The sequence below is a fragment of the Streptomyces sp. NPDC059454 genome (genome assembly GCF_042749965.1).
Taxonomy (GTDB): Bacteria; Actinomycetota; Actinomycetes; order Streptomycetales; family Streptomycetaceae; genus Streptomyces.
In genome coordinates, this window is record NZ_JBHYVC010000004.1 from 82942 (window position 1) to 102090 (window position 19149).

Consider the following 19149-nt stretch of genomic DNA (forward strand, 5'->3'; position numbering starts at 1 on the left):
CACGATGCTTCCGACCGTGGCACCGGGATCGGTCACCGGACGGATCCACTCCTGGGACCTGTCCACCGGCGTGGACGGTCCCGGGACCCGGTTCGTCCTCTTCACCAGCGGCTGCCCCCTGCGCTGCCTCTACTGCGCCAACCCCGACACATGGCACATGCGCGACGGCCGGGAGGCCGCCGTCGACGAGGTGATGGCGGAGATCGACAAGTACCGGGACTTCCTCGTCACGGCCGGCGGGGGAGTGACCCTCACCGGCGGCGAACCCCTGCTCCAGCCGGCCTTCACCGCGGCGGTCCTGCGTCGCTGCAAGGAGGCCGGCCTGCACACCGCCCTCGACACCTCCGGCTTCCTCGGTGCCCGCGCCACGGACACGCTCCTGGCCGACACCGACCTGGTGCTGCTGGACATCAAGTCCTTCGACGTCACGACCTACCGGAAGCTGACCGGCGGCGCCCTCGCCCCCACCCTGAACTTCGCCACCCGTCTCGACCGGCTGGGCAAGCGCGTGTGGATCAGGTACGTCCTGGTGCCCGGCTGGACCGACGACGAGGACGCCGTCGACGGACTCGCCGGATTCCTCTCCGGCCTCGCCTGCGTGGAGCGGGTCGACATCCTGCCGTTCCACAAGCTCGGCGCCGCGAAGTACGACGCCCTGGGCATCCCCTTTCCCCTGCGTGACGCCCCGGTTCCGGACAAGACGCTGGTGGACCGGGTACAGGGCCAGTTCCGCGAGCGCGGCCTCATGGCCCACTGACGCAGGCGAAATCGGGGCCGACCGGCCCTGGACCTCGGCCATCCTGGGAAGAAAGGATTCCGACACAGACCGAGGCATTGCGAGGAGCATTCGATGGCGCACAGCGAGCAGGGCGACAGCACGGGAAGCCCGATCAGGGTCTTCCTCCTGGACGACCACGAAGTGGTACGACGCGGGGTGCACGACCTGCTGGACGACGAACCGGACATCACCGTGGTCGGAGAAGCCGCGACGGTGGAACAGGCGCTGGTCCGGGTTCCCGCCCTCCGTCCCGACGTGGCCGTCCTCGACGTGCGCCTGCCCGACGGCGACGGCGTGACCGTCTGCCGCGAGCTGCGGTCGCAGATGCCGGACCTGGCCTGCCTGATGCTGACCTCCTTCGACGACGAGGAGGCGCTGCTGGACTCGATCATGGCGGGGGCGGCCGGATACGTCCTCAAGCAGATCCAGGGCTCCGACCTGGTCTCGGCCGTGCGCACGGTGGCCCGCGGCCAGTCGCTGCTGGACGCCAGCGCCACGACCAAGCTGATGGCGCGGCTGCGGGGCGGCGGGCAGCAGCCGGCCGAGGAGCCGGAGATGCTGCCGGGTCTCACCGACCGGGAACGCGAGATCCTCGAACTGATCGGCGAAGGGCTCACCAACCGGCAGATCGGCCAGCGGCTCTACCTGGCTGAGAAGACGGTCAAGAACCACATCTCCCGGCTGCTCGCCAAGCTCGGCGTGGAACGCCGTGTCCAGGCCGCCGTCATCGCCACCCAGGCGCGGGACCGGATGCGCACCGAAGGCCAGTAGCGGGACGGGCCCGCCGGTCGGCCCCGCACCCGGCCCCCCCGTCGGGGGCCGAAGGTCCCCACGGTCCGCCCTCACCCGGCCCATACCCGCACGAACACCCGGGCGGCAGGCTGAGAGCGGTCCCGGAACACCGCCGGGCATCGCCGCACCAAGGGGAGGACGGAAGACATGACCGTGCGAGTGGGTATCAACGGTTTCGGCCGGATCGGCCGGAACTACCTGCGCTGCGTACTGGAACGCACCGGCGCCGCGGCGGCGCCGCTGGAGGTGGTGGCGGTCAACGACGTCACCTCCCCGGCAGCGCTCGCGCACCTGCTGACGTACGACTCGACGTACGGACGGCTGAACCGCCCCGTCGAGCACGACGACACCTCGCTGACCGTGGACGGGCACCGCATCACCGTGACCGCCGAGCGCGACCCGGCCGCGCTGGCCTGGGGAGACCTCGGCGTGGACGTGGTGATCGAGTCCACGGGCCGCTTCCGCACCCGAGAGCAGGCCGGCCTGCACCTGGCGGCCGGCGCGCGCAAAGTGCTTCTGTCCGTGCCCGGCAAGAACGTCGACGCCACGATCGTCATGGGAGTCAACGAAGGAACGTACGACCCGGAGCACCACCACGTGATCTCCAACGCCTCGTGCACCACCAACTGCGTGGCTCCGATGGTCAAGGTCCTCGACGACCGCTTCGGCGTCGTCAGAGGACTGATGACCACGATCCACGGCTACACCAACGACCAGGTGGTCCTGGACGGCCCCCACAAGGACCTGCGCCGGGGCCGCTCTGCGGCGGTCAACATCATCCCCACCACCACCGGCGCCGCCCGCGCCGTCGGCCTGGTCCTGCCCGAGCTGGCGGGCACGCTGGACGGCAGCGCCGTGCGCGTCCCGGTCGAGGACGGCTCGCTGACCGACCTGACCGTGGTCCTCGAGAGGACGGTGAGCGCCGAGGAGATCAACGCCGCTTACCGCGAGGCCGCCGAGGGACCGCTGAAGGACGTCCTGAGGGTGTCCGACGCACCGATCGTCTCTCGCGACGTGGTCGGCGACCCCGCCTCCTGCGTCCTGGACGCCCCCCTCACCCAGACCCACGGTGACCTGGTCAAGGTCTTCGGCTGGTACGACAACGAATGGGGCTATACGAACCGCCTGCTCGACCTCACCTCGTACGTCGCGGCCCGACTGCCCCGGAGCTGACGGTTCCGGCCAGTCGGCCACGCGGCGGCGCTGATCCCTTATCGTCTCCCTATTCGAGCCGCTACCGTGGCAGGTTCACGGTAAGGCTGCCGACATGCGGTGAGGCGTTGGAGGATCAGCGGTGGCAAACGCCCAGGAAGCCCGTGAGGCACGGGTACGGCTGCCGCAGCTGCGGCTGGACGAGCTGCTGGAGGAGCTGCAGGCCCGTCTGGACGCGGCGCGCGGCACCCGGGACCGGGTCCACAGCCTTCTGGAGGCCGTGCTGTCGGTCGGCCGCGAACTGGATCTGGAGCAGGCACTGCGCAGCATCGTGGAGGCCGCGGCGGCCCTGGTCGACGCGGAGTACGCGGCGCTGGGCGTCATCGGCCCCGACGGCGAGCGGCTGTCCGCCTTCCACACGGTGGGCGTCGACGAGGAACAGATCGCGCGGATCGGCCCCTACCCGGAGGGCCACGGCATCCTGGGCGAGCTGATCCGCCACCCCGAGCCACTGCGCCTGGCCAAACTCTCCGACCACCCCGCCTCCTACGGCTTCCCGGCCCACCACCCGCCGATGAACACCTTCCTCGGCGTTCCCATCCGGGTACGGGACCACGTCTTCGGCAACCTGTACCTGACGGAGAAGCGCGGCGGGCAGCAGTTCGACGAGGACGACGAGTCGGTGCTGGCCACCCTGGCCGTGGCGGCCGGCGTGGCCATCGACAACGCCCGCCTGTACGAGGAGTCCCGTCTGCGCGAGCGCTGGCTTCAGGTGAACGCGGAGGTCACCCACACCCTGATGTCCGGCGGGGACCAGGGCGGGGTGCTGCCGCTGATCGCCGAACGGGCCAGGGAGATCACCGCCTCCGCCCTGAGCGTGGTGGCCATGCCGGTGAGCGGTACCGACACCCTCGCCGTCGAACTCGCTGTCGGCCAGCAGGCCGACGCATGGCGCGGGATCGTCCTGCCTACGGAAGGCACGCTCATCGGGCAGGCGTTCGTCCAGCGAGCGCCGGTCAGCAGCCCGGACGTCTCGTGCGACTCCAGGGTCTCGGCCGGTCCGCCGCGCTTCGACGGGCTCGGACCGGCCGTCGCCGTGCCGATCGGCACCGGCGACGAGACCCGCGGTGTGGTGCTGCTGGTCCGGCAGTCGGGCGGCCGGGAGTTCACCGGGAAGGAGACCGAGCCGCTCCAGGTCTTCGCCGCGCAGGCCGCCGTCGCGATGGAGCTGGCGGAACGACGCGAGGACGCCGGGCAGATCGCCCTGCTGGAGGACCGCGACCGGATCGCGCGCGACCTGCACGACCTGGCCATCCAACGGCTCTTCGCCACCGGCATGACCCTGCAGAGCGCCGGCCGCCGCGTCCAGGACCCGGTGGCCTCCAAGCGGATCCTGCGGGCGGTGGACGACCTCGACGAAACCATCAAGATCATCAGGTCGACCATCTTCGGTCTGCGCTCCCGCGACGACGACGCGGCGCCCGGCCTGCGCTCCCGCGCGGTGCGCGCGATCGGCGAGGCCGCACCGCTCCTGGGCTTCGCCCCCAGCGTCCGCATGGAGGGCCTGCTCGACACGCACGTGCCCGCGGCGACCGCCGACCACGTCCTGGCCGTCCTCACCGAGTCCCTGACCAACGTCGCCCGGCACGCCCGCGCCGACCGCACCGACGTCGTACTGGAGACGGACGGCAAGCAGGTCCGCCTGACGGTCACGGACAACGGCGTCGGCATCCCGGACGGAGGCCGCCGCAGCGGTCTGACCAACATGGCCGAGCGAGCGCAGAAGCTCGGCGGCGGCATGGAGCTGGAAAGCCCCGGTGGGAAGGGGACTCGGCTGGTGTGGCACGCTCCGCTGGAGCAGTCCCCGGACACGTCGGAGAGCGGCGGGTCTGCTCGGTGACGCACGGTGCCGGCGGGCGAGCGGCACCTTGAGGGCCCTGCCGAGTGGGGACGGTCGTGCCGGGACCATCGGCTCACGGCGCGCGGGCCCCTCGGCCCATGACGGTGGACCGCGACCGCGGTCGAATGGAGGTGCCGAGGCGGACGACCGGGGCCGGCCCGGCCCGCCGGCCCTGCTCGGGTGGGCGGAGCAGCTGCGTCGAGCACGCTTGGGGCTCGAGGGCAAGGCACCCGGCCGGGAGACGTCATGAAGATGACCAGCCGCTGCGGACGCACCATCAACGTCACACGACTCGCGTCCCAGGATCTCCCGGCTTCCATGGGACGCGTCGTCCTGGACACTGCCCGTGCCCCGCACGACAGCCGGGCCCCGTGGCTGTCGCTGACCGCCGAGGAGGCGCGGCGCCTGGCCGGTCTGCTGCTCTTCCAGGCCGCCGCCGTGGAGCCGGGCCCTGACGTGCAGGCCGGACGCGTCGACGTGACGCCTGTCGCCGGCGACGCCTTCGAAGTGCGGGTACGGGGACACGTCCTGACCGTCGACCAGCCACGGACCGACGGCGGCAGGGACACGGCACCCACGCCCGTGGAACTCTTCATCGCTTCTGTGGCCTCCTGCACCGCGCACTACGCGGGCCGGTACCTGGACAGGCATGGCCTCAGCAGGGACGGTCTGACCGTCCGGGCGGACTTCCGCATGGCCGACGACCGCCCCGCACGGGTCGCCTCCCTGTCGATGACCGTCCACGCCCCGTCCCTGCCCGCCGAGCGGCTGGCCGCGCTGCGCGCGGTGGTCTCGCACTGCACGGTGAGCAACACACTGGCCGACGCTCCCGAGGTGCGGGTGCACGTCCGGCGCGAATCGGAGAGTGCGGAAATACCGCAGGTCAGGGAGGACGGGCGCGTCGACGTGGGGTGATACGCGCGGCAGTCGGCCTGCCGAGTGCCCGCGTCGGCCGGCGCGGCGACGACACCGCCCGGTCGCGTCGTCGACGCGACCGGGCGGGACGCGATCACTCGTCGCCCTCCATCACTTCCTCCATCGGGCGGCGCGGCGAGGCCGGTCCTTCGGGGCCGTACCCGAGCCGGATCACCATCTGCGTGTGCACCCGAGGGCCGTCGACCGGGAGACCGTCGAGGGCCCGGCGCAGGTCGGGCCACTCCATGGCCTGGTGCAGGAGTGACGCCCGCACTCCGTGCCGGGTGGCCAGCAGGAGCACGCGTTCCAGCGCCTGGCCGGCCCGCAGCCAGTCCGTCCGCCGGTCGTGTGCCGTGGACAGCAGCGCGAGGACCGGACGCGTCTCGAAGGCGCGGGCGCGCAGCAGGTCCGGGTGCCGGTGAGCCCCGAAGTCCCGCATCGGTATGCGCTCCAGGGCGTCTTGCGGGCCGAGAACCGCTGCCGGAAGTCCCAGCCACGGGGAGTGCGGGCCACTGACCAGCCGACGGCTCTCCGCTGCGCGGTCGGCGTCCGCCCGGTTGCGCCACTCCGCCTCCCGCGTGGCACTCAGCACCCGGTCGGTGTCGTCGCGCCCCGGGAATCGCAGGGTCGCACCCTCCAGGTGGGCCGCCTCGGTCAGCTCGGCGAGCAGGTCCGACGGCAGCGGTTGCCCGGAGAAGGGGAAACGGCTGCTGTGCCGGCGCCACACCGCCTCGTACAAGCCGGTCGACGGTGCGCCGCGTACCGATTCGGTGAGCCGGACCGTGGCGAGCAGAGCGGGACGGTCCGGGCACGGAAGCAGCCGGGTCACCGGCTCCCAGCCGAAGTGGGCGGCGGCGACGCGCAAATTGAGGACCGCGCAGCCCACGGACAGGTGCACGGCGCGGCCCACCGGGTCGGTGTGGCGCAGCGCCCGGTCCGCGGCGGCGTCGATCCGTACCGTGCGGGTGTCGGTATCGAGCCGGAAGTGCCAGGGCTGGGTGTTGTGCAGGGACGGCGCGGCCACGGCCGCTGCGACCAGCCGCTCCAAGGCCGGAGCGTCGAGGGTTGTCGAGGTCATCGGGACTCCTTCCCGCCCATGTCCGAGGCCGGCTGGGCTGGTGGGTGAACCCTTTCCAGCCTTGGCCGTCGTCGGCGCGCGCGTGAGGGCCGTGCGGGCACCACCCAGCGCCGTTCGGCCTTGTTCGTCTGGTCCTGGCCGAAGGTCCCTGTGGATCAGGGCTGTTGAGTCCCTTGGGTGTGGACCTTCGGCGTCGGGTGCGCGGTGGTGGGGTCCGGGAGAGTGAGTGGTGTCAGGAACCAGCCGGATCTTCCCTGAAGGAGTCACTGTGATGGCCGTGCACCAGCCCACGCACCGTAGTTCGGGTTTCCGTCTGCCGTCGTTCCGCCGCACCCGCGCCGTTTCCGCGCCGGAGACGGCTGTGTCGGCGGAGGCCGGCACGCTCACCGCACGGGCCTACGTCTTCGCCTCGGCGCGGGTGCTGATGGGGTTCGTCTTCCTGTGGGCGTTCCTGGACAAGACGTTCGGGTTCGGTTACGCCACCGCGTCCGGCAAGGGCTGGATCGACGGGGGTTCGCCCACCGAGGGTTTCCTGGGGCACGTCGCGGTCGGTCCGATGGAGTCGACGTTCCATGCGTGGGCCGGGGCGGCGTGGGCGGACTGGCTGTTCATGCTGGGTCTGCTGGGGATCGGTCTGGCCCTGACCGCGGGGGTGGCGCTGCGTCTGGCGGCCTTCGCGGGGACGGTGATGATGGCGTTGATGTGGGTGGCGGAGTGGCCGCCGGCGAAGCACCTGTCGGACGGGTCGGCGAGCATGTCGACGAACCCGTTCGCCGACTACCACATGGTGTACGCGGTGGTGCTGATCGCGCTGGCCGTGGTGTCGGCCGGTGACGCGCTGGGTCTGGGCCGGCTGTGGGCCAGGCTCCCGATCGTCCGCGACCACGCGTGGCTGCGCTGAACACGACTGGCGGGGCGGAACCACCCAAGGACCCGCCCCACCAGCACGTCGGCAGGGACCGTCGGCCCCACCCCGGGACCACAGGCCCCTGCCCCCCGGAACCGCCCGAAGAGACGCTGAGAACAGAACCAATGACACAGGAGGTGGCCGGCATGGCCCGCACGATCACCGTAGGACTCGACGGCTCGCCCGAGAGCCGGGCAGCCGCAGAGTGGGCGGCCCGCGAAGCCGCGCTGCGCCAGATGCCGGTACGACTGCTTCACGTGTGGCAGCCGGTCCCGGAGCCCATGGCCCAGGCCCCGCTCCTCGGCGCCGAGACGCACCAGCACTGGACCGAGCGGATCCCCCGGGAGGCCGCCGAGGGGCTGAGGCTGCGGCACCCCGGGGTCGAGGTGACCACCGAGCAGCGGGCCGGAACCCCGGCGGAGGCCCTGCTCGACGCCACTCGCGACGCGGAACTGCTGGTGCTGGGCTCGCGCGCCCTCAGCGGCCTCGCGGGCTTCCTGATCGGGTCCGTCGGCCAGTCGGTGGTCGCCCGCACCGAGGTGCCCGTGATCCTGGTCCGAGCGGGCGAACAGGCCGCCGACGAACACGTCAAGGACCCCGCCGGCATCCCGTCCGCCGCCACCGGCTTCCGTCCCGTGGTCCTGGGCCTGGACACCGACAGTCCGGACGAGACGGTGATCACCTTCGCGTTCGAGGAGGCACGGCGCCGAGAGGCCACGCTGACCGTCGTCCAGGGTTGGAACCTGCCGCCCTACTACGTCTACAGCCTGGCCGCCGGCGTCGACCCCCGCGAAGACATCATCCGCGAGCAGGCCGACGCCCTCACCGAAGCGCTCCGGCCGTGGCGGGAGAAGTACCCGGACGTCGAGGTGACCGAGGCGTCCCGGCTCGGCAGCCCCGCCGGCCACCTCGTCGACGCGGCCCGCGACGCCTCCCTGGTCGTCGTCGGCCGCCGCATCCGCCGCAGCCCGTTCGGTGTGCACATCGGCGCCGTCGCCCACGCGGTCATGCACCACGCCACCTCCCCCGTCGCCGTCGTCGCGCACGACTGACATGGCCGGCCGAAGAGGCATCGAAGGAGAAGGCATCATGAAGGCAGCGGTCGTCCGGGAGTTCGGCGAGCCCCTGGTCATCGAGGAGCGTCCCGACCCCGAGCCCGGCCCCGGGCAGGTCCGCGTGCGCGTCGAGGCGTCCGGGCTGTGCCACACCGACATCCACGCGGCGCACGGCGACTGGCCGGTCAGGCCCACCCCGCCGTTCGTACCCGGCCACGAGGGCGTCGGCCTCGTCGAGAAGCTCGGCGACGGCGTGACCCACCTCGCCGTCGGCCAACGGGTCGCCGTGCCGTGGCTCGGCAGCGCGTGCGGGCGGTGCGAGCACTGCCTGTCCGGCTGGGAGACCCTCTGCGAGAGCCAAGTCAACACCGGCTACGGCTGCGACGGCGGCTACGCCGAGAAGATGCTCGCCCGGGCCGACTTCGCCCAGCCGGTGCCCGAGGGCGTCAGCGCCCTCGACGCCGCCCCGCTGACCTGCGCGGGCGTCACCACCTACAAGGCGCTGAAGGTCGCGGACGTCCGGCCCGCCCAGCTCGTCGCGATCTCGGGCGTGGGCGGACTGGGCCACCTGGCGGTGCAGTACGCGAAGATCGCGGGAGCTACCGTTGCCGCGATCGACGTCACCGACGACAAGCTCGAACTCGCCAGGGAACTGGGTGCGGACATCCTCATCGACGCCCGCACCCAGGACGTCGGCGCCGAGCTGAAGAGGCACGGCGGCGCCCACGCGGCCCTCGCCCTCGCCGTGAACCCGGCCGCCTTCGCAGCCGTCAACTCCGGGCTGCGGCGCGGCGGGAAGCTCGTGATGGTGGCCCTGCCGGCACACGGCACCCTCCAGGTCCCGATCTTCGACACCGTCCTGAACGGCACCTCGGTGATCGGCTCCATCGTCGGCACCCGGCAGGACCTCGCCGAGGTCTTCCAGCTCCACGCCGAGGGCCGCACGCAGGTCATCCGGGAGACCCGCCCGCTCACCGCCGTCAACGACTGCATCGACGAGGTCCTGCACGGTCACGTCAAGGCCCGCATCGTGTTCGATCTCAACGCGGGAGGCTGAGAACGATGTCCCTGCCCATGGTCGTCGGCGTCGACGGATCCGAGTCGAGCCTGCGGGCCGTCGACTGGGCGGCCGACGAGGCCGCCCGGCACGGAGTTCCCCTGCGGATCGTCCACGCCTACCGCTGGGATCGCTATGAGGGCACCGCGCTCGCCCGAGAGCTCGGCAAGCCGTCCGGTCACGTCACCCCCGACGACATCCTCGTCGTCGCCACCCGCCGCGCCCGTCGTCACCACCCGGACCTCCCCGTCACCACCGAAGCGGTGGCCGAAGAACCGGAGTACGTCCTCCTGCACGAGGCGCGCAACGCTGCGGCCGTGATCATGGGCACACGCGGGCGCGGCGAACTCGCCGACCTCCTGCTGGGCTCCGTCAGCCTGACCGTGGCCACCGAGGCGCACTGCCCGGTCGTCGTGATCCGGGGCAGCCACGACAACCGGGCCGCCGATGGCCGGCACGGCCGCATCGTCGTCGGCGTGGCCGACGCGCCGACGGCGGCGGTGCGCTTCGCCTACGAGGAGGCCCGGCGACGCGGCGCCGCCCTGGAGGCGGTGCGGGCGTGGCGGTGCCCCGCGCACGACCCGGCCGACCACCCGCTGCTCACCGGCACGCCCGAGCGGCTGCACGAGGAACGGGCGGTCAAGGAGCTGGAGGCCGCGCTCGCCGACGCCCCGCCGGACGTGGAACTGCACCGGCACACGGTCGAGGGACCCGCCCGCCGAGCGCTCCTCGCCGCCTCGCACGAGGCGGACCTGCTGATCGTCGGCCGACGGCGCCCCGGACAGTTCGGGCACCGCCTCGGCCGGGTCGCCCACACGCTCCTGCACCACTCCGCCTGCCCGATCGCGGTCGTACCCGACACGGCGTGAGGGTCCGGAGCCACCGTCGTGCGGGACGACCGGCGGGAGACCGGGGGCCGACCGGCCCTGCGGGCACCCTCGGTCGGTCCCTGGGCGCGACCGACGTCGTGACAGACGCTCGACAGGCCAAAGGACCCGAGCGGCTCGAAGGAGAACCGCCATGAAGGACGACACGCCACACCGCCCCGCAGTCCACGCGCTGCTCACGGACGGCACCACCGTCCGTATCCGCGCCGTCGAGCCCGGGGACCACGACCAACTGGAGGAGCTCTACGCGGAGATGTCACCGGACAACCGCCGCCTGCGCTTCTTCTCAGCCGGCTCCCGCTCCGCCGGCCTGGCCGCGGACACCGTGTGCGCGCCGACCCGGCGCGGGCACCGGGCCCTGCTCGCCGAACGCGCCGGACAGGTCATCGGCCTCGTCGAGTACCACTCCGACGACGACGCGCCGCAGACCGCCGAACTCGCCGTCGCGGTCGCCGACGGCCTGCACCACCGGGGCGTGGGGACCCTGCTCGTCGAACACCTCGTCTCGGCCGCCCGTGCCGACGGCATCACCGCCTTCACCGCCGACGCCCTCAGCGACAACCACTAGGTACTGCGGCTCTTCGCCGACCTCGGCCTCGCCGCGACCCGGCGGTTCGACGGCCCCGAGGTGCACTGCGCCATCGACCTGCACGTCGACGAGACCTACCTCACGGCCTCGGAGGCCCGGGGACGGACCGCCGACGTGGCCAGCCTGGAGCCGCTGCTGAAGCCGCGCTCCATCGCCGTCGTCGGGGCCGGCCGCCGTCCCGGCTCGGTGGGATGCGCCCTGCTGCACCACCTTCACGAGGACGGCTTCACCGGCCGCCTGTTCGCGGTCAATCCCGCCACCACCGCCATCCTCGGCGTACCGTCCTACCCCCGCGTCGGCGCCCTTCCCGTCATCCCTGACCTGGTCGTCGTGGCGAGCCCGGCCGGGACCGTGCCGGCCGTCGCCGAGGAGTGCGGCAAGGCGGGCGTACGCGCCCTCGTCGTGGTCTCCGCCGGATTCGACACGGAGCAGTCCGAGGCCCTGCTCGCCGCCTGCCGGACCCACGGGATGCGCCTGGTCGGCCCCAACTGCCTCGGCGTGGCCAACACCGACCCCGGGTACCGTTTCGACGCCACCTTCGCCGCCGCGCACCCGCGCGCCGGGACCGAGGGGGTCGCCGTGCAGTCCGGCGGCATCGGCATCGCCCTGCTGGAGGGACTGTCCCGGCTGGGCATCGGCGTCTCCACGTTCGCCTCGCTCGGCGACAAGTACGACGTCAGCGGCAACGACCTGCTCCAGTGGTGGGAGAGCGACGGCCGCACCGACCTCGCTCTGCTGCACCTGGAGTCCTTCGGCAACCCGCGGGCCTTCTCCCGCACCGCCCGGCGGGTCACCCGGCGCATGCCGGTACTGACCGTCGACGCCGGACGCACCGACGCCGGCCGCCGCGCCGCCGCCTCCCACACCGCCGCCGCGGCGACCGGCACGATGACCCGCCAGGCCCTGTTCACCCAGGCCGGCGTCACCGCGACCCGCTCCGTCGGCGAGCTGCTGGAAGCGGCGGCCCTGCTGCATGCGCAGCCCCTGCCGGCCGGCACCCGCGTCGCCGTGATCACCAACGCCGGTGGCGCGGGAGTCCTGGCCGCCGATGCCTGCGCCGAAGCGGGCCTGACCCTCAACCCGCCCAGCCCCGAACTGGCCGACGACCTGCTCGCCGCGCTGCCCGCCGGAGCGAGCGCCGGCAACCCCGTGGACGCCACCGCCGCCGTGACCGAGGACGCGTTGCACACCTGCCTCGAGCGGCTCGCGGGTCACCCGGCCGTCGACGCGGTCCTGGTGGCCCTCGTCCCCACCGCGGTCGCCGCCGCGACGGGCGACGACCTGGTCCGGGCCGTCACCCGGGGGCCCGGCCGCCGGGCCAAGCCCGTCATGGTCGTACGCCTGGAACAGGACCTGCCGGTCACCCTGCTGCCCGTCGCCGACGGCGAGGCGATCCCCTCGTACGCCGAACCGCAGGCGGCGGCACGGGCGCTGGCCCACGCCGCCCGACGGGCCGCCTGGCTCGCCCGGCCCGTCGGCACCGTGCCGGACCCGGACGACATCGACACCTCCCGTGCGCAGGCCCTGGCGGACGACTTCCTCGCCCAGCGACCGGACGGAGGCTGGCTGGACCCGCGTGCCTGCGCCGAGCTCCTGTCCTGCTACGGCATCCCTCAGCAGCCCTGGGCCTGGGCCGAGGCCGAGGACGACGCCGTACGCGCCGCCGAGCGCCTGCGCGGCACCGACGGTCGAGTGGTCCTCAAGGCACACTGGCCCGGACTCGTGCACAAGAGCCTCCAGCACGCCGTCCACCTCGACCTGCGCGACGAGGCCCAGGTACGCAGGGCCTTCCAGGACCTGCGGGCCCGCTTCGAAGGACTCATGACCGGAGTCGTCGTCCAGCCACTCGCACCCCGCGGCACCGAACTGTTCGCCGGCGTCGTCCAGGACGGCGTCTTCGGCCCGCTCGTCGTTTTCGGCCTGGGAGGCACGGCGACGGAGGTGCTCGCCGACCACGCCGCCCGCCTCGCCCCGCTCACCGGTCAGGACGTGCACGACCTGATCACCGCCCCGCGCTGCGCCCCCCTGCTCTTCGGCACGCAAGGCGGCGGCCCCGTCGACCTGGAAGGGCTGGAACAGGTACTCCACAAGCTGTCCCGGATGGCCATGGACCTGCCGCAGCTCGCCGAAGCCGACTTCAACCCGATCCTCGCCACACCCGGCGAGGTCACCGTCCTCGACGCGCGGATACGCCTGCTGCCCCGTCGGCCACAGGACCCCTATCTGCGCCGACTGCGCTGAGGAGGAACAGACATGAGGAACCAGAAAGTCGGCTCCGTGATGACCACCCAGGTGATCCGCGCCGAGTACGGCACCCCCTTCAAGGCCGTCGCCAGGCTGCTCGCGGAACACCGCGTCAGCGGACTGCCCGTGGTGGACGACGACCAGCACGTCATCGGCGTCGTCTCCGAGACGGACCTGATGCTCCACCAGGCCGCGACCCCACTCGCCTACGAGCCGCCCCCGCGGTTCCGCCTCGCACGGCTGACACCGCGCGCCCGCCGACGGGCGGCCAAGGCCCGGGCGCGCACGGCCGGCCGCCTGATGACCGCGCCCGCCGTCAGCGTGCACGCCGAGGACACCGTCGTGGAGGCCGCCCGCACCATGGTCGAGCACCGGGTGAACCGGCTCCCGGTACTCGACGAGGACGACCGCCTGGTCGGCATCGTCACCCGGCACGACCTGCTGCAGACCTTCCTGCGACCCGACGCGGAGATCCGCGAGGAAGTGATCCGCGAGGTGCTGCAACGCGGACTGTGGCTGGTCAACGGCAGCGTCGACGTCACCGTCACGGAGGGAGTCGTCACGCTGGAAAGGCAGCTGGAGCGGAAGAGCGAAAGCGAGATCGCGGTGGCCATGACCCGCAGGACCGACGGAGTCGTCGACGTCGTGGACAGGCTCACCCACCGCTTCGACGACTCCGAGTTCCGGGACGACACGCGCGCGCCGGGCGGCGTCGCGGACGACTGGCTGCGGCGCCTGTGAGAGGAGGCGGACCACCATGGAGCAGACGGTGCTGGTCGCTTACGGGTCGGCCAACGGATCGACGCAGAAGATCGCCGAGACCATAGCGGAGGTGCTGCGGACGACGGGAATCACGGCCGAGGCGCTGTCCGCCCGGTCGGTGACGGATCTGGACCGCTATGAGGCTGTGGTGGTCGGCGGTGCCCTGTACGCCGGGCGCTGGCACAAGGACGCCAGGCGCTTCGTACGGCGGCACCGCGGCGCACTGGCGCACCGGCCGGTGTGGTTCTTCAGCTCCGGACCGCTCGACTCGACGGCCTCGCAGCGGGACATTTCGCCCGTTCCGGGCGTCAAGAGGGCCATGGCCAAGCTCGACACCCGTGCGCATGTCACCTTCGGCGGCTGCCTCACCGAAGGGGCGCAAGGCCGCATCGCCCGCATGATCCTTCGCAACGGCAAGGGCGGTGACTTCCGCGACTTCGCCGCGATCGAGAACTGGGCGGCGGGCGTGGCGAGGGAACTCGGCGCCATGTCGCACCGGTGAACAGGTGCCGCGGTACGGTTCGCCGTGCCTCCGACACCGGGAGACCGGGTGTTGGGGGCACGGTCACGACCGCGTACGAGCCGAGGGCGTGGGCGTCGGGGCGCGCTCGGCGACATGGCCGGTGGACCAGTCGGTCGTCAGCCGCAGGAACCGGCGCGATGAAGACCGTGCCGGACGGACCACGGCGCGAGGTCGGTGCGATCCGAAGACGGCACCAAGTCCCACCGGGACGAGGGCCGTTCCGCGGCCGACCGGGGACGGTCGGCCCTCATTGCCGGCCGCCACACGCGTGAAAGATGGAAGGCAGCACCGGACGACACACGGGAAGACGACCGGCTGATGTACCGCAATGACGGATTCCGCGAACTGAACCGGCAGGAGAGCCTGCGCCGGCTGACCGAGGCGACCGTGGGCCGCATCGTGCACACGCGCGACGCTCTGCCCGCCGTCCTGCCGGTCAACTTCCTCCTGGAGGAGAGCGGTGCCGTGCTGCTGCGTACGTCGGCCTCCTCGGAGCTTGTCCGCGCCGTCGATGGCGCCGTGGTCGCCTTCGAGGCCGACGAGGTCGACGTTGCGGCGCGTTCCGGCTGGAGCGTCGTCGTCACCGGCTCTGCCTCGGTGGTGACCGACCCCGACGAGCACGAGCACTTGGTCCGCACCGGGCCCCGGTCCTGGGTGCCCTGGCCCGTGGAGGTCTTCGTGCGCATCGAGCCGGAACTGGTCACCGGCCGGGAGCTGGTCGGCGGGCGCACCCTTTACGGAATCAACGTGCCGTCGTGAGCCGCCGCGTGCGCCGCTGGGACGGCGGAGGCCTCAACTACTTTCTTGGGCCTGGATCGGACTGCCGGCCTGCTGCTCGGATCGACCAACCGATGGCCGGCTGCACGGACGTGCGGACACCGCAGCGACACGGGAGTCGTCCCCGCGGGTGGCTGTCGATGCCCGCGTGGTAGGGCGTGCGTCCGCGCAGGCGCTGATGAAAGCCACCTCCGCCCGACAGCCCTCGTCGTGACTGGCCAGCAGAACGGCGGCTGCGGGCGTCTGCTGCCGGGCGGTGGACGGAAGTGGGGCCGACCGGCCCTACTCGCCACAGGGCGGCCACACCGATGATGGCCTGATGCTCGAGAACGACGCCTTTCGCATTCTCGACCGGCAGGAGTGCCTCCGCCTGCTGGCCAAGGTGCCGGTCGGCCGGGTCGTGTACACCCGGCAGGCGCTGCCCGCAGTCCTCCCGGTCAGTTTCTCCCTGGGCGAGGATGCCTCCGTTCTGCTCTGCACCTCGGCCGGCTCGGATCTCGTACGCGCCGTCGACGGTGTCGTGGTCGCCTTCGAGGCGGACGAGTTCACCGCGGCGACCCGATCCGGCTGGAGCGTGATCGTCACCGGCCGGGCCTCCGTGGTGACCGACGCCGCGGAGCACGAACGGCTCTCGCGGACCGGCCCGCATTCCTGGATGCCCGTACGTGACGGGGTCTTCGTACGCATCGAGTCCGAGCTGGTCACCGGACGCGAGATCACGGGCGCACGCACCACGCGATGAGCCGCATCCGGTACGGCGTTCGCGACTGCCCGACGTCGGCAGCGTCTCGCGCACAATGTCGCACTCCTGGCCGCGGGACCGTCGGCCCCCCTGCCAGGCCGAACGTCACTGGTCGCCTGAGCAGCGCGGTGTTGTCATGGGTAGGGAAGACGGTGTGCACGAGTCGACGCACCGCACGTGGTCCGCCCGGGCGGTCCGACCGCGGACGCCCCGTCGTGATGCGGAGGAGACCGACGTCATGCTGCACCGCCGCACGGTCGGAGACGTGATGACCGAGGAGGTCGTCACCCTCCGCCCCACCACACCACTCCAGGAGGCCGCCACCCTGCTGGACGCGAACGACATCGTCGCGGCACCGGTCGTCGACGACGACGGCGCTCCTGTCGGCGTCGTGTCCGCGTCCGACGTGCTGCGGCACGAGACCGGCACGCCTGATCCGCAGGGGCAGGACGGGACCGACGAGCGCGCCTGGAGCAAGGCCCGGGCACGGACCGCAGGCGAACTCATGAGCAGCCCCGTCTTCACCGCCCGCGCCGACTGGACGATCCCCCGGGCCGCGCGGGAACTCCGCAGGAGGCACGTCAAGCAGCTGCCGGTGGTCGGCGACGACGGGCTCCTCACCGGCATCGTCACCCGCAGCGACCTGCTCGACGCCTTCATCCGCTCGGACGCCGAGATCCACGGCGAGGTCGAGCAGGAGGTCCTGGGGCGCATCCTCGGCCTGGATGAGGGCACCGTCGCCATCGAGGCCCAAGACGGGGTCGTCACCCTTCGGGGACACGTCCCGGAACCGCGTCTCATCCCGGTGGTCGTGGGCCTGTGCCAGGGTGTCGACGGTGTCGTCGCAGTGGATGCCCACCTTTCCGCCGGCCGGGCTGGCTAGTATGCGCGGACAGCCGGCCGCTCCACCGTCGTCAACGGCAACGGGGGTGGAGGTGCAGGGGGAGTCCTTCACCCCACCATGCGCAGTCCGCTGCTGCCGCACCGCGTCGAGGAGCTGTCCGGCACCCCCGGAACCGACGCGCTGAGGACGTCTCCGCCCTGTGGGACTACGGCCTGTTCGCCGACCGTGACGGTGACTTCATCGGCGAGCCGATGCCGCAGGCCATCGGCCGCGATCCTCGGCGAACTGCTCGACCGCCATCGGACAGTCCTCGCGGCAGCGGTCGACCCGAGATCGCCGCCCACTCGGGTGACTCGGGTGTCCGGGTCCGTCGCGTGATGGTCGAAGGCCCGGTAGCAAGGTGCTCACGCTCCGGTCGGCCGCCGGCGATCTCGTGATCGTCGGCGCCCGACAACACCGGGGCTGCTTCAGCCTCCAACCCGGCCGGACGAGCCACGCCCTGCCGAACCGCGCACAGGGCCCGGTGGTAGTCGTACCGCACGATCCGAATGGCTGTCCCGTCAGCCGGTCGGAGACATGGGCCTGATGGCCCTCCGGATGGACCCGGTGGCCCTGTCCCGGACACCGCCCCCGCGTGACACTGATGAATGGGGAGGTCTTCTGGAGGTGCGCGTCATGCTTTCACCTGTTGCCGTCGGGGTCGACGGTTCACCCGAGAGTCTCGCCGCCGCCGAGTGGGCGGCTTGTGAGGCCGTCCGCCGCGGACGGCCACTGCGGCTGCTGCATGTGCGGAACTGGCACCCGCGCCAGGGTGGGGCGGAGATCTCCTACGCGGCTGAGCGGCACCGGGCCCGGTGTGTCCTGCGACAGGCGGAGGAACGCGTTCGCACGGCGTGCCCCGACGTGCGGGTGTACGACGAGCAGGTCGAGGGGCCGGCGTCCGCCGCCCTGGTGAAGGCGTCGGCTGGCGCCGAGCTGCTGGTGCTGGGCTCGCGCGGGCTGGGCGGTATCACCGGACTGCTCGTGGGGTCGGTCGCTCTCGAGGTCGTGGCGAGGGCCACCGGGGCCGTCGTCCTCGTGCGGGCCGACGGCACGGCTGGTGAGACGCAGGAAGTGGCCGGTGGCGGCCGACGGGACGTGGTTGTCGGTGTCGACGTCACGGAACCGTGCGACGAGGTGATCGAGTTCGCCTTCGAGGCGGCCCGCGTGCGCCACGCGCGGCTGAGGGTTCTGCACGCCTGGCGTGCCCCCGACCTGCTCACCCTGGGTCCCGGCGAGATCGGTCTGGTGAGCGATCGGGGGCGGGCCGAGGAGTGGCTGCGGTTCCTCGCCGCCGTGCTCCAGCCGTGGGGCGACAAGTACTCCGACGTCGATGTTCTCGAGACGGTGGTGGAGGGCAAGCCCTCCGGGGCCTTGCTGAAGGCGGCGTCCGGCGCGGAATTGCTGGTCGTCGGACACCGGCTCACCGACCGCCCGAGGATTGCGCGTACCGGCCCGGTGACCCACGCCGTGATCCAGCAGGCGGTCTGCCCCGTGGCCGTCGTACCCCACTACTGAACCACCGGGGGGTGATCCCCGTGCCGAAACCTGACGGCTCCCGTGGGAACACCGCCGACGGTGAGCCAGGCGACGGCGGCGCCGTCCAGCAGCGTCCGGTTCTCCGCGGCCCGCGCCCAGTCCGGGACCACCGCTGCGGGCTCCGGACGGCCCACGGTCGTCCTGCGGCCCTCGACCACGCCGTCACGCCCCGGCCGGCCTCCTCCGACACCCCTGTCGCCATCGACGGCTCCAGTCCGCGCTCACGGGCCGCGTCGACGATGGAGTGGGCCAGGGACGTGCGGCGAGTACTGGTCCACCGTGGCCGCCAGCCGCAGCACTTCGGCGGGTTTCCAGCCGGGGGCCGCGGTCACGTCGACCACGCGCGGGCGGCCGTCGGAGCGTGACGCCGGTGTCGCAGACCTTGGGACGGAGGGGTGACGCGGCCTCCCTGGTGGTGATCGTGGTGGTCCGTGCGACGCCGACTGTCTCGGACCTGTGACCCGTACAGAGAGTGCAGCACTCCTTGGTCGTCGTAGCCGATAGCGACCGTGGCCCCCAGGTCCTCGGGAAGTGGACAGCCCTCCTTCGGCATGTCCTCGGCCGTGCCG

Annotated in this window: 16 protein-coding genes and 1 pseudogene; 16 read left to right on the forward strand and 1 reads right to left on the reverse strand. The window is 72.4% G+C overall.

Annotation, left to right across the window (positions count from 1 at the left end):
• Nucleotides 1–4: 4 nt before the first annotated feature.
• The 5 genes from pflA (at nt 5) to ACFXAE_RS03970 (ending at nt 5537) form a co-directional block, all read left to right on the forward strand.
• On the forward strand, nt 5–757 hold the full coding sequence (pflA, locus tag ACFXAE_RS03950) for a pyruvate formate-lyase-activating protein (protein WP_384707919.1): 753 nt from the start codon (nt 5–7) through the stop codon (nt 755–757).
• Nucleotides 758–850: 93 nt separating this feature from the next.
• Complete coding sequence (locus tag ACFXAE_RS03955; protein ID WP_142191359.1) at nt 851–1549, forward strand: response regulator transcription factor; 699 nt, start codon at nt 851–853, stop codon at nt 1547–1549.
• A gap of 168 nt (nt 1550–1717) precedes the next feature.
• Entirely contained in the window at nt 1718–2743 is a 1026-nt protein-coding gene (gene gap, locus ACFXAE_RS03960) for a type I glyceraldehyde-3-phosphate dehydrogenase (protein WP_384707549.1), read from the forward strand.
• Nucleotides 2744–2864: 121 nt separating this feature from the next.
• The gene (locus tag ACFXAE_RS03965) at nt 2865–4622 is read left to right on the forward strand and encodes a GAF domain-containing protein (RefSeq protein WP_384707552.1); all 1758 of its coding nucleotides are present in this window, start codon (nt 2865–2867) and stop codon (nt 4620–4622) included.
• A 246-nt stretch (nt 4623–4868) separates the two neighbouring features.
• Nucleotides 4869–5537, forward strand: coding sequence for an OsmC family protein (locus ACFXAE_RS03970; RefSeq protein ID WP_384707555.1), 669 nt, complete (start codon nt 4869–4871; stop codon nt 5535–5537).
• Between the two features lie 94 nt (nt 5538–5631).
• Here the strand turns inward: ACFXAE_RS03970 and ACFXAE_RS03975 are convergent, their stop codons facing one another.
• Nucleotides 5632–6615 carry an Acg family FMN-binding oxidoreductase gene (locus tag ACFXAE_RS03975; protein WP_384707557.1) on the reverse strand — a complete coding sequence of 328 codons (984 nt, stop codon included), beginning with the start codon at nt 6613–6615 and terminating at the stop codon, nt 5632–5634.
• 271 nt (nt 6616–6886) lie between these two features.
• On the opposite strand from ACFXAE_RS03975, the gene ACFXAE_RS03980 reads away from it, so the two are divergent.
• The 11 genes and pseudogenes from ACFXAE_RS03980 to ACFXAE_RS04030 all read left to right on the forward strand — a co-directional run bounded on the left by ACFXAE_RS03980 (nt 6887) and on the right by ACFXAE_RS04030 (nt 18559).
• The gene (locus ACFXAE_RS03980) at nt 6887–7516 is read left to right on the forward strand and encodes a hypothetical protein (protein ID WP_384707560.1); all 630 of its coding nucleotides are present in this window, start codon (nt 6887–6889) and stop codon (nt 7514–7516) included.
• A 152-nt stretch (nt 7517–7668) separates the two neighbouring features.
• A complete protein-coding gene (locus ACFXAE_RS03985; protein WP_384707563.1) occupies nt 7669–8574 on the forward strand; it encodes a universal stress protein in 906 nt (301 codons plus the stop codon).
• A 37-nt stretch (nt 8575–8611) separates the two neighbouring features.
• Nucleotides 8612–9634, forward strand: coding sequence for an alcohol dehydrogenase AdhP (gene adhP, locus ACFXAE_RS03990; RefSeq protein WP_384707566.1), 1023 nt, complete (start codon nt 8612–8614; stop codon nt 9632–9634).
• Between the two features lie 5 nt (nt 9635–9639).
• Nucleotides 9640–10503 (forward strand): universal stress protein, encoded by an 864-nt coding sequence (locus tag ACFXAE_RS03995; RefSeq protein WP_384707568.1) that lies wholly within the window; start codon nt 9640–9642, stop codon nt 10501–10503.
• A 151-nt stretch (nt 10504–10654) separates the two neighbouring features.
• Nucleotides 10655–13351, forward strand: a pseudogene (locus tag ACFXAE_RS04000) (GNAT family N-acetyltransferase).
• A gap of 12 nt (nt 13352–13363) precedes the next feature.
• Nucleotides 13364–14095 carry a CBS domain-containing protein gene (locus tag ACFXAE_RS04005; RefSeq protein ID WP_384707571.1) on the forward strand — a complete coding sequence of 244 codons (732 nt, stop codon included), beginning with the start codon at nt 13364–13366 and terminating at the stop codon, nt 14093–14095.
• A gap of 16 nt (nt 14096–14111) precedes the next feature.
• On the forward strand, nt 14112–14618 hold the full coding sequence (locus ACFXAE_RS04010) for a flavodoxin domain-containing protein (RefSeq protein ID WP_384707574.1): 507 nt from the start codon (nt 14112–14114) through the stop codon (nt 14616–14618).
• A 339-nt stretch (nt 14619–14957) separates the two neighbouring features.
• Entirely contained in the window at nt 14958–15398 is a 441-nt protein-coding gene (locus tag ACFXAE_RS04015; protein WP_381312443.1) for a pyridoxamine 5'-phosphate oxidase family protein, read from the forward strand.
• Nucleotides 15399–15735: 337 nt separating this feature from the next.
• Entirely contained in the window at nt 15736–16158 is a 423-nt protein-coding gene (locus tag ACFXAE_RS04020; RefSeq protein ID WP_384707577.1) for a pyridoxamine 5'-phosphate oxidase family protein, read from the forward strand.
• A 238-nt stretch (nt 16159–16396) separates the two neighbouring features.
• Nucleotides 16397–17041: a CBS domain-containing protein gene (locus ACFXAE_RS04025; RefSeq protein ID WP_384707579.1), complete on the forward strand. Its 645-nt coding sequence runs from the start codon at nt 16397–16399 to the stop codon at nt 17039–17041.
• A 636-nt stretch (nt 17042–17677) separates the two neighbouring features.
• Nucleotides 17678–18559: a universal stress protein gene (locus tag ACFXAE_RS04030; RefSeq protein WP_384707582.1), complete on the forward strand. Its 882-nt coding sequence runs from the start codon at nt 17678–17680 to the stop codon at nt 18557–18559.
• Nucleotides 18560–19149 lie beyond the last annotated feature (590 nt).

Excerpts from the sequence above, each read along its gene's own strand:
- ACFXAE_RS03995 (WP_384707568.1), top strand. The coding sequence starts at position 9,640 with ATGTCCCTGCCCATGGTCGTCGGCGTCGACGGATCCGAGTCGAGCCTG.
- ACFXAE_RS03955 (WP_142191359.1), top strand. The coding sequence starts at position 851 with ATGGCGCACAGCGAGCAGGGCGACAGCACGGGAAGCCCGATCAGGGTC.
- ACFXAE_RS03980 (WP_384707560.1), top strand. The coding sequence starts at position 6,887 with ATGGCCGTGCACCAGCCCACGCACCGTAGTTCGGGTTTCCGTCTGCCG.
- gap (WP_384707549.1), top strand. The coding sequence starts at position 1,718 with ATGACCGTGCGAGTGGGTATCAACGGTTTCGGCCGGATCGGCCGGAAC.
- ACFXAE_RS03985 (WP_384707563.1), top strand. The coding sequence starts at position 7,669 with ATGGCCCGCACGATCACCGTAGGACTCGACGGCTCGCCCGAGAGCCGG.
- ACFXAE_RS04010 (WP_384707574.1), top strand. The coding sequence starts at position 14,112 with ATGGAGCAGACGGTGCTGGTCGCTTACGGGTCGGCCAACGGATCGACG.
- ACFXAE_RS03975 (WP_384707557.1), bottom strand. The coding sequence starts at position 6,615 with ATGACCTCGACAACCCTCGACGCTCCGGCCTTGGAGCGGCTGGTCGCA.
- ACFXAE_RS03970 (WP_384707555.1), top strand. The coding sequence starts at position 4,869 with ATGAAGATGACCAGCCGCTGCGGACGCACCATCAACGTCACACGACTC.
- ACFXAE_RS04015 (WP_381312443.1), top strand. The coding sequence starts at position 14,958 with ATGTACCGCAATGACGGATTCCGCGAACTGAACCGGCAGGAGAGCCTG.
- adhP (WP_384707566.1), top strand. The coding sequence starts at position 8,612 with ATGAAGGCAGCGGTCGTCCGGGAGTTCGGCGAGCCCCTGGTCATCGAG.
- ACFXAE_RS04030 (WP_384707582.1), top strand. The coding sequence starts at position 17,678 with ATGCTTTCACCTGTTGCCGTCGGGGTCGACGGTTCACCCGAGAGTCTC.
- ACFXAE_RS04025 (WP_384707579.1), top strand. The coding sequence starts at position 16,397 with ATGCTGCACCGCCGCACGGTCGGAGACGTGATGACCGAGGAGGTCGTC.
- pflA (WP_384707919.1), top strand. The coding sequence starts at position 5 with ATGCTTCCGACCGTGGCACCGGGATCGGTCACCGGACGGATCCACTCC.
- ACFXAE_RS04020 (WP_384707577.1), top strand. The coding sequence starts at position 15,736 with ATGCTCGAGAACGACGCCTTTCGCATTCTCGACCGGCAGGAGTGCCTC.
- ACFXAE_RS04005 (WP_384707571.1), top strand. The coding sequence starts at position 13,364 with ATGAGGAACCAGAAAGTCGGCTCCGTGATGACCACCCAGGTGATCCGC.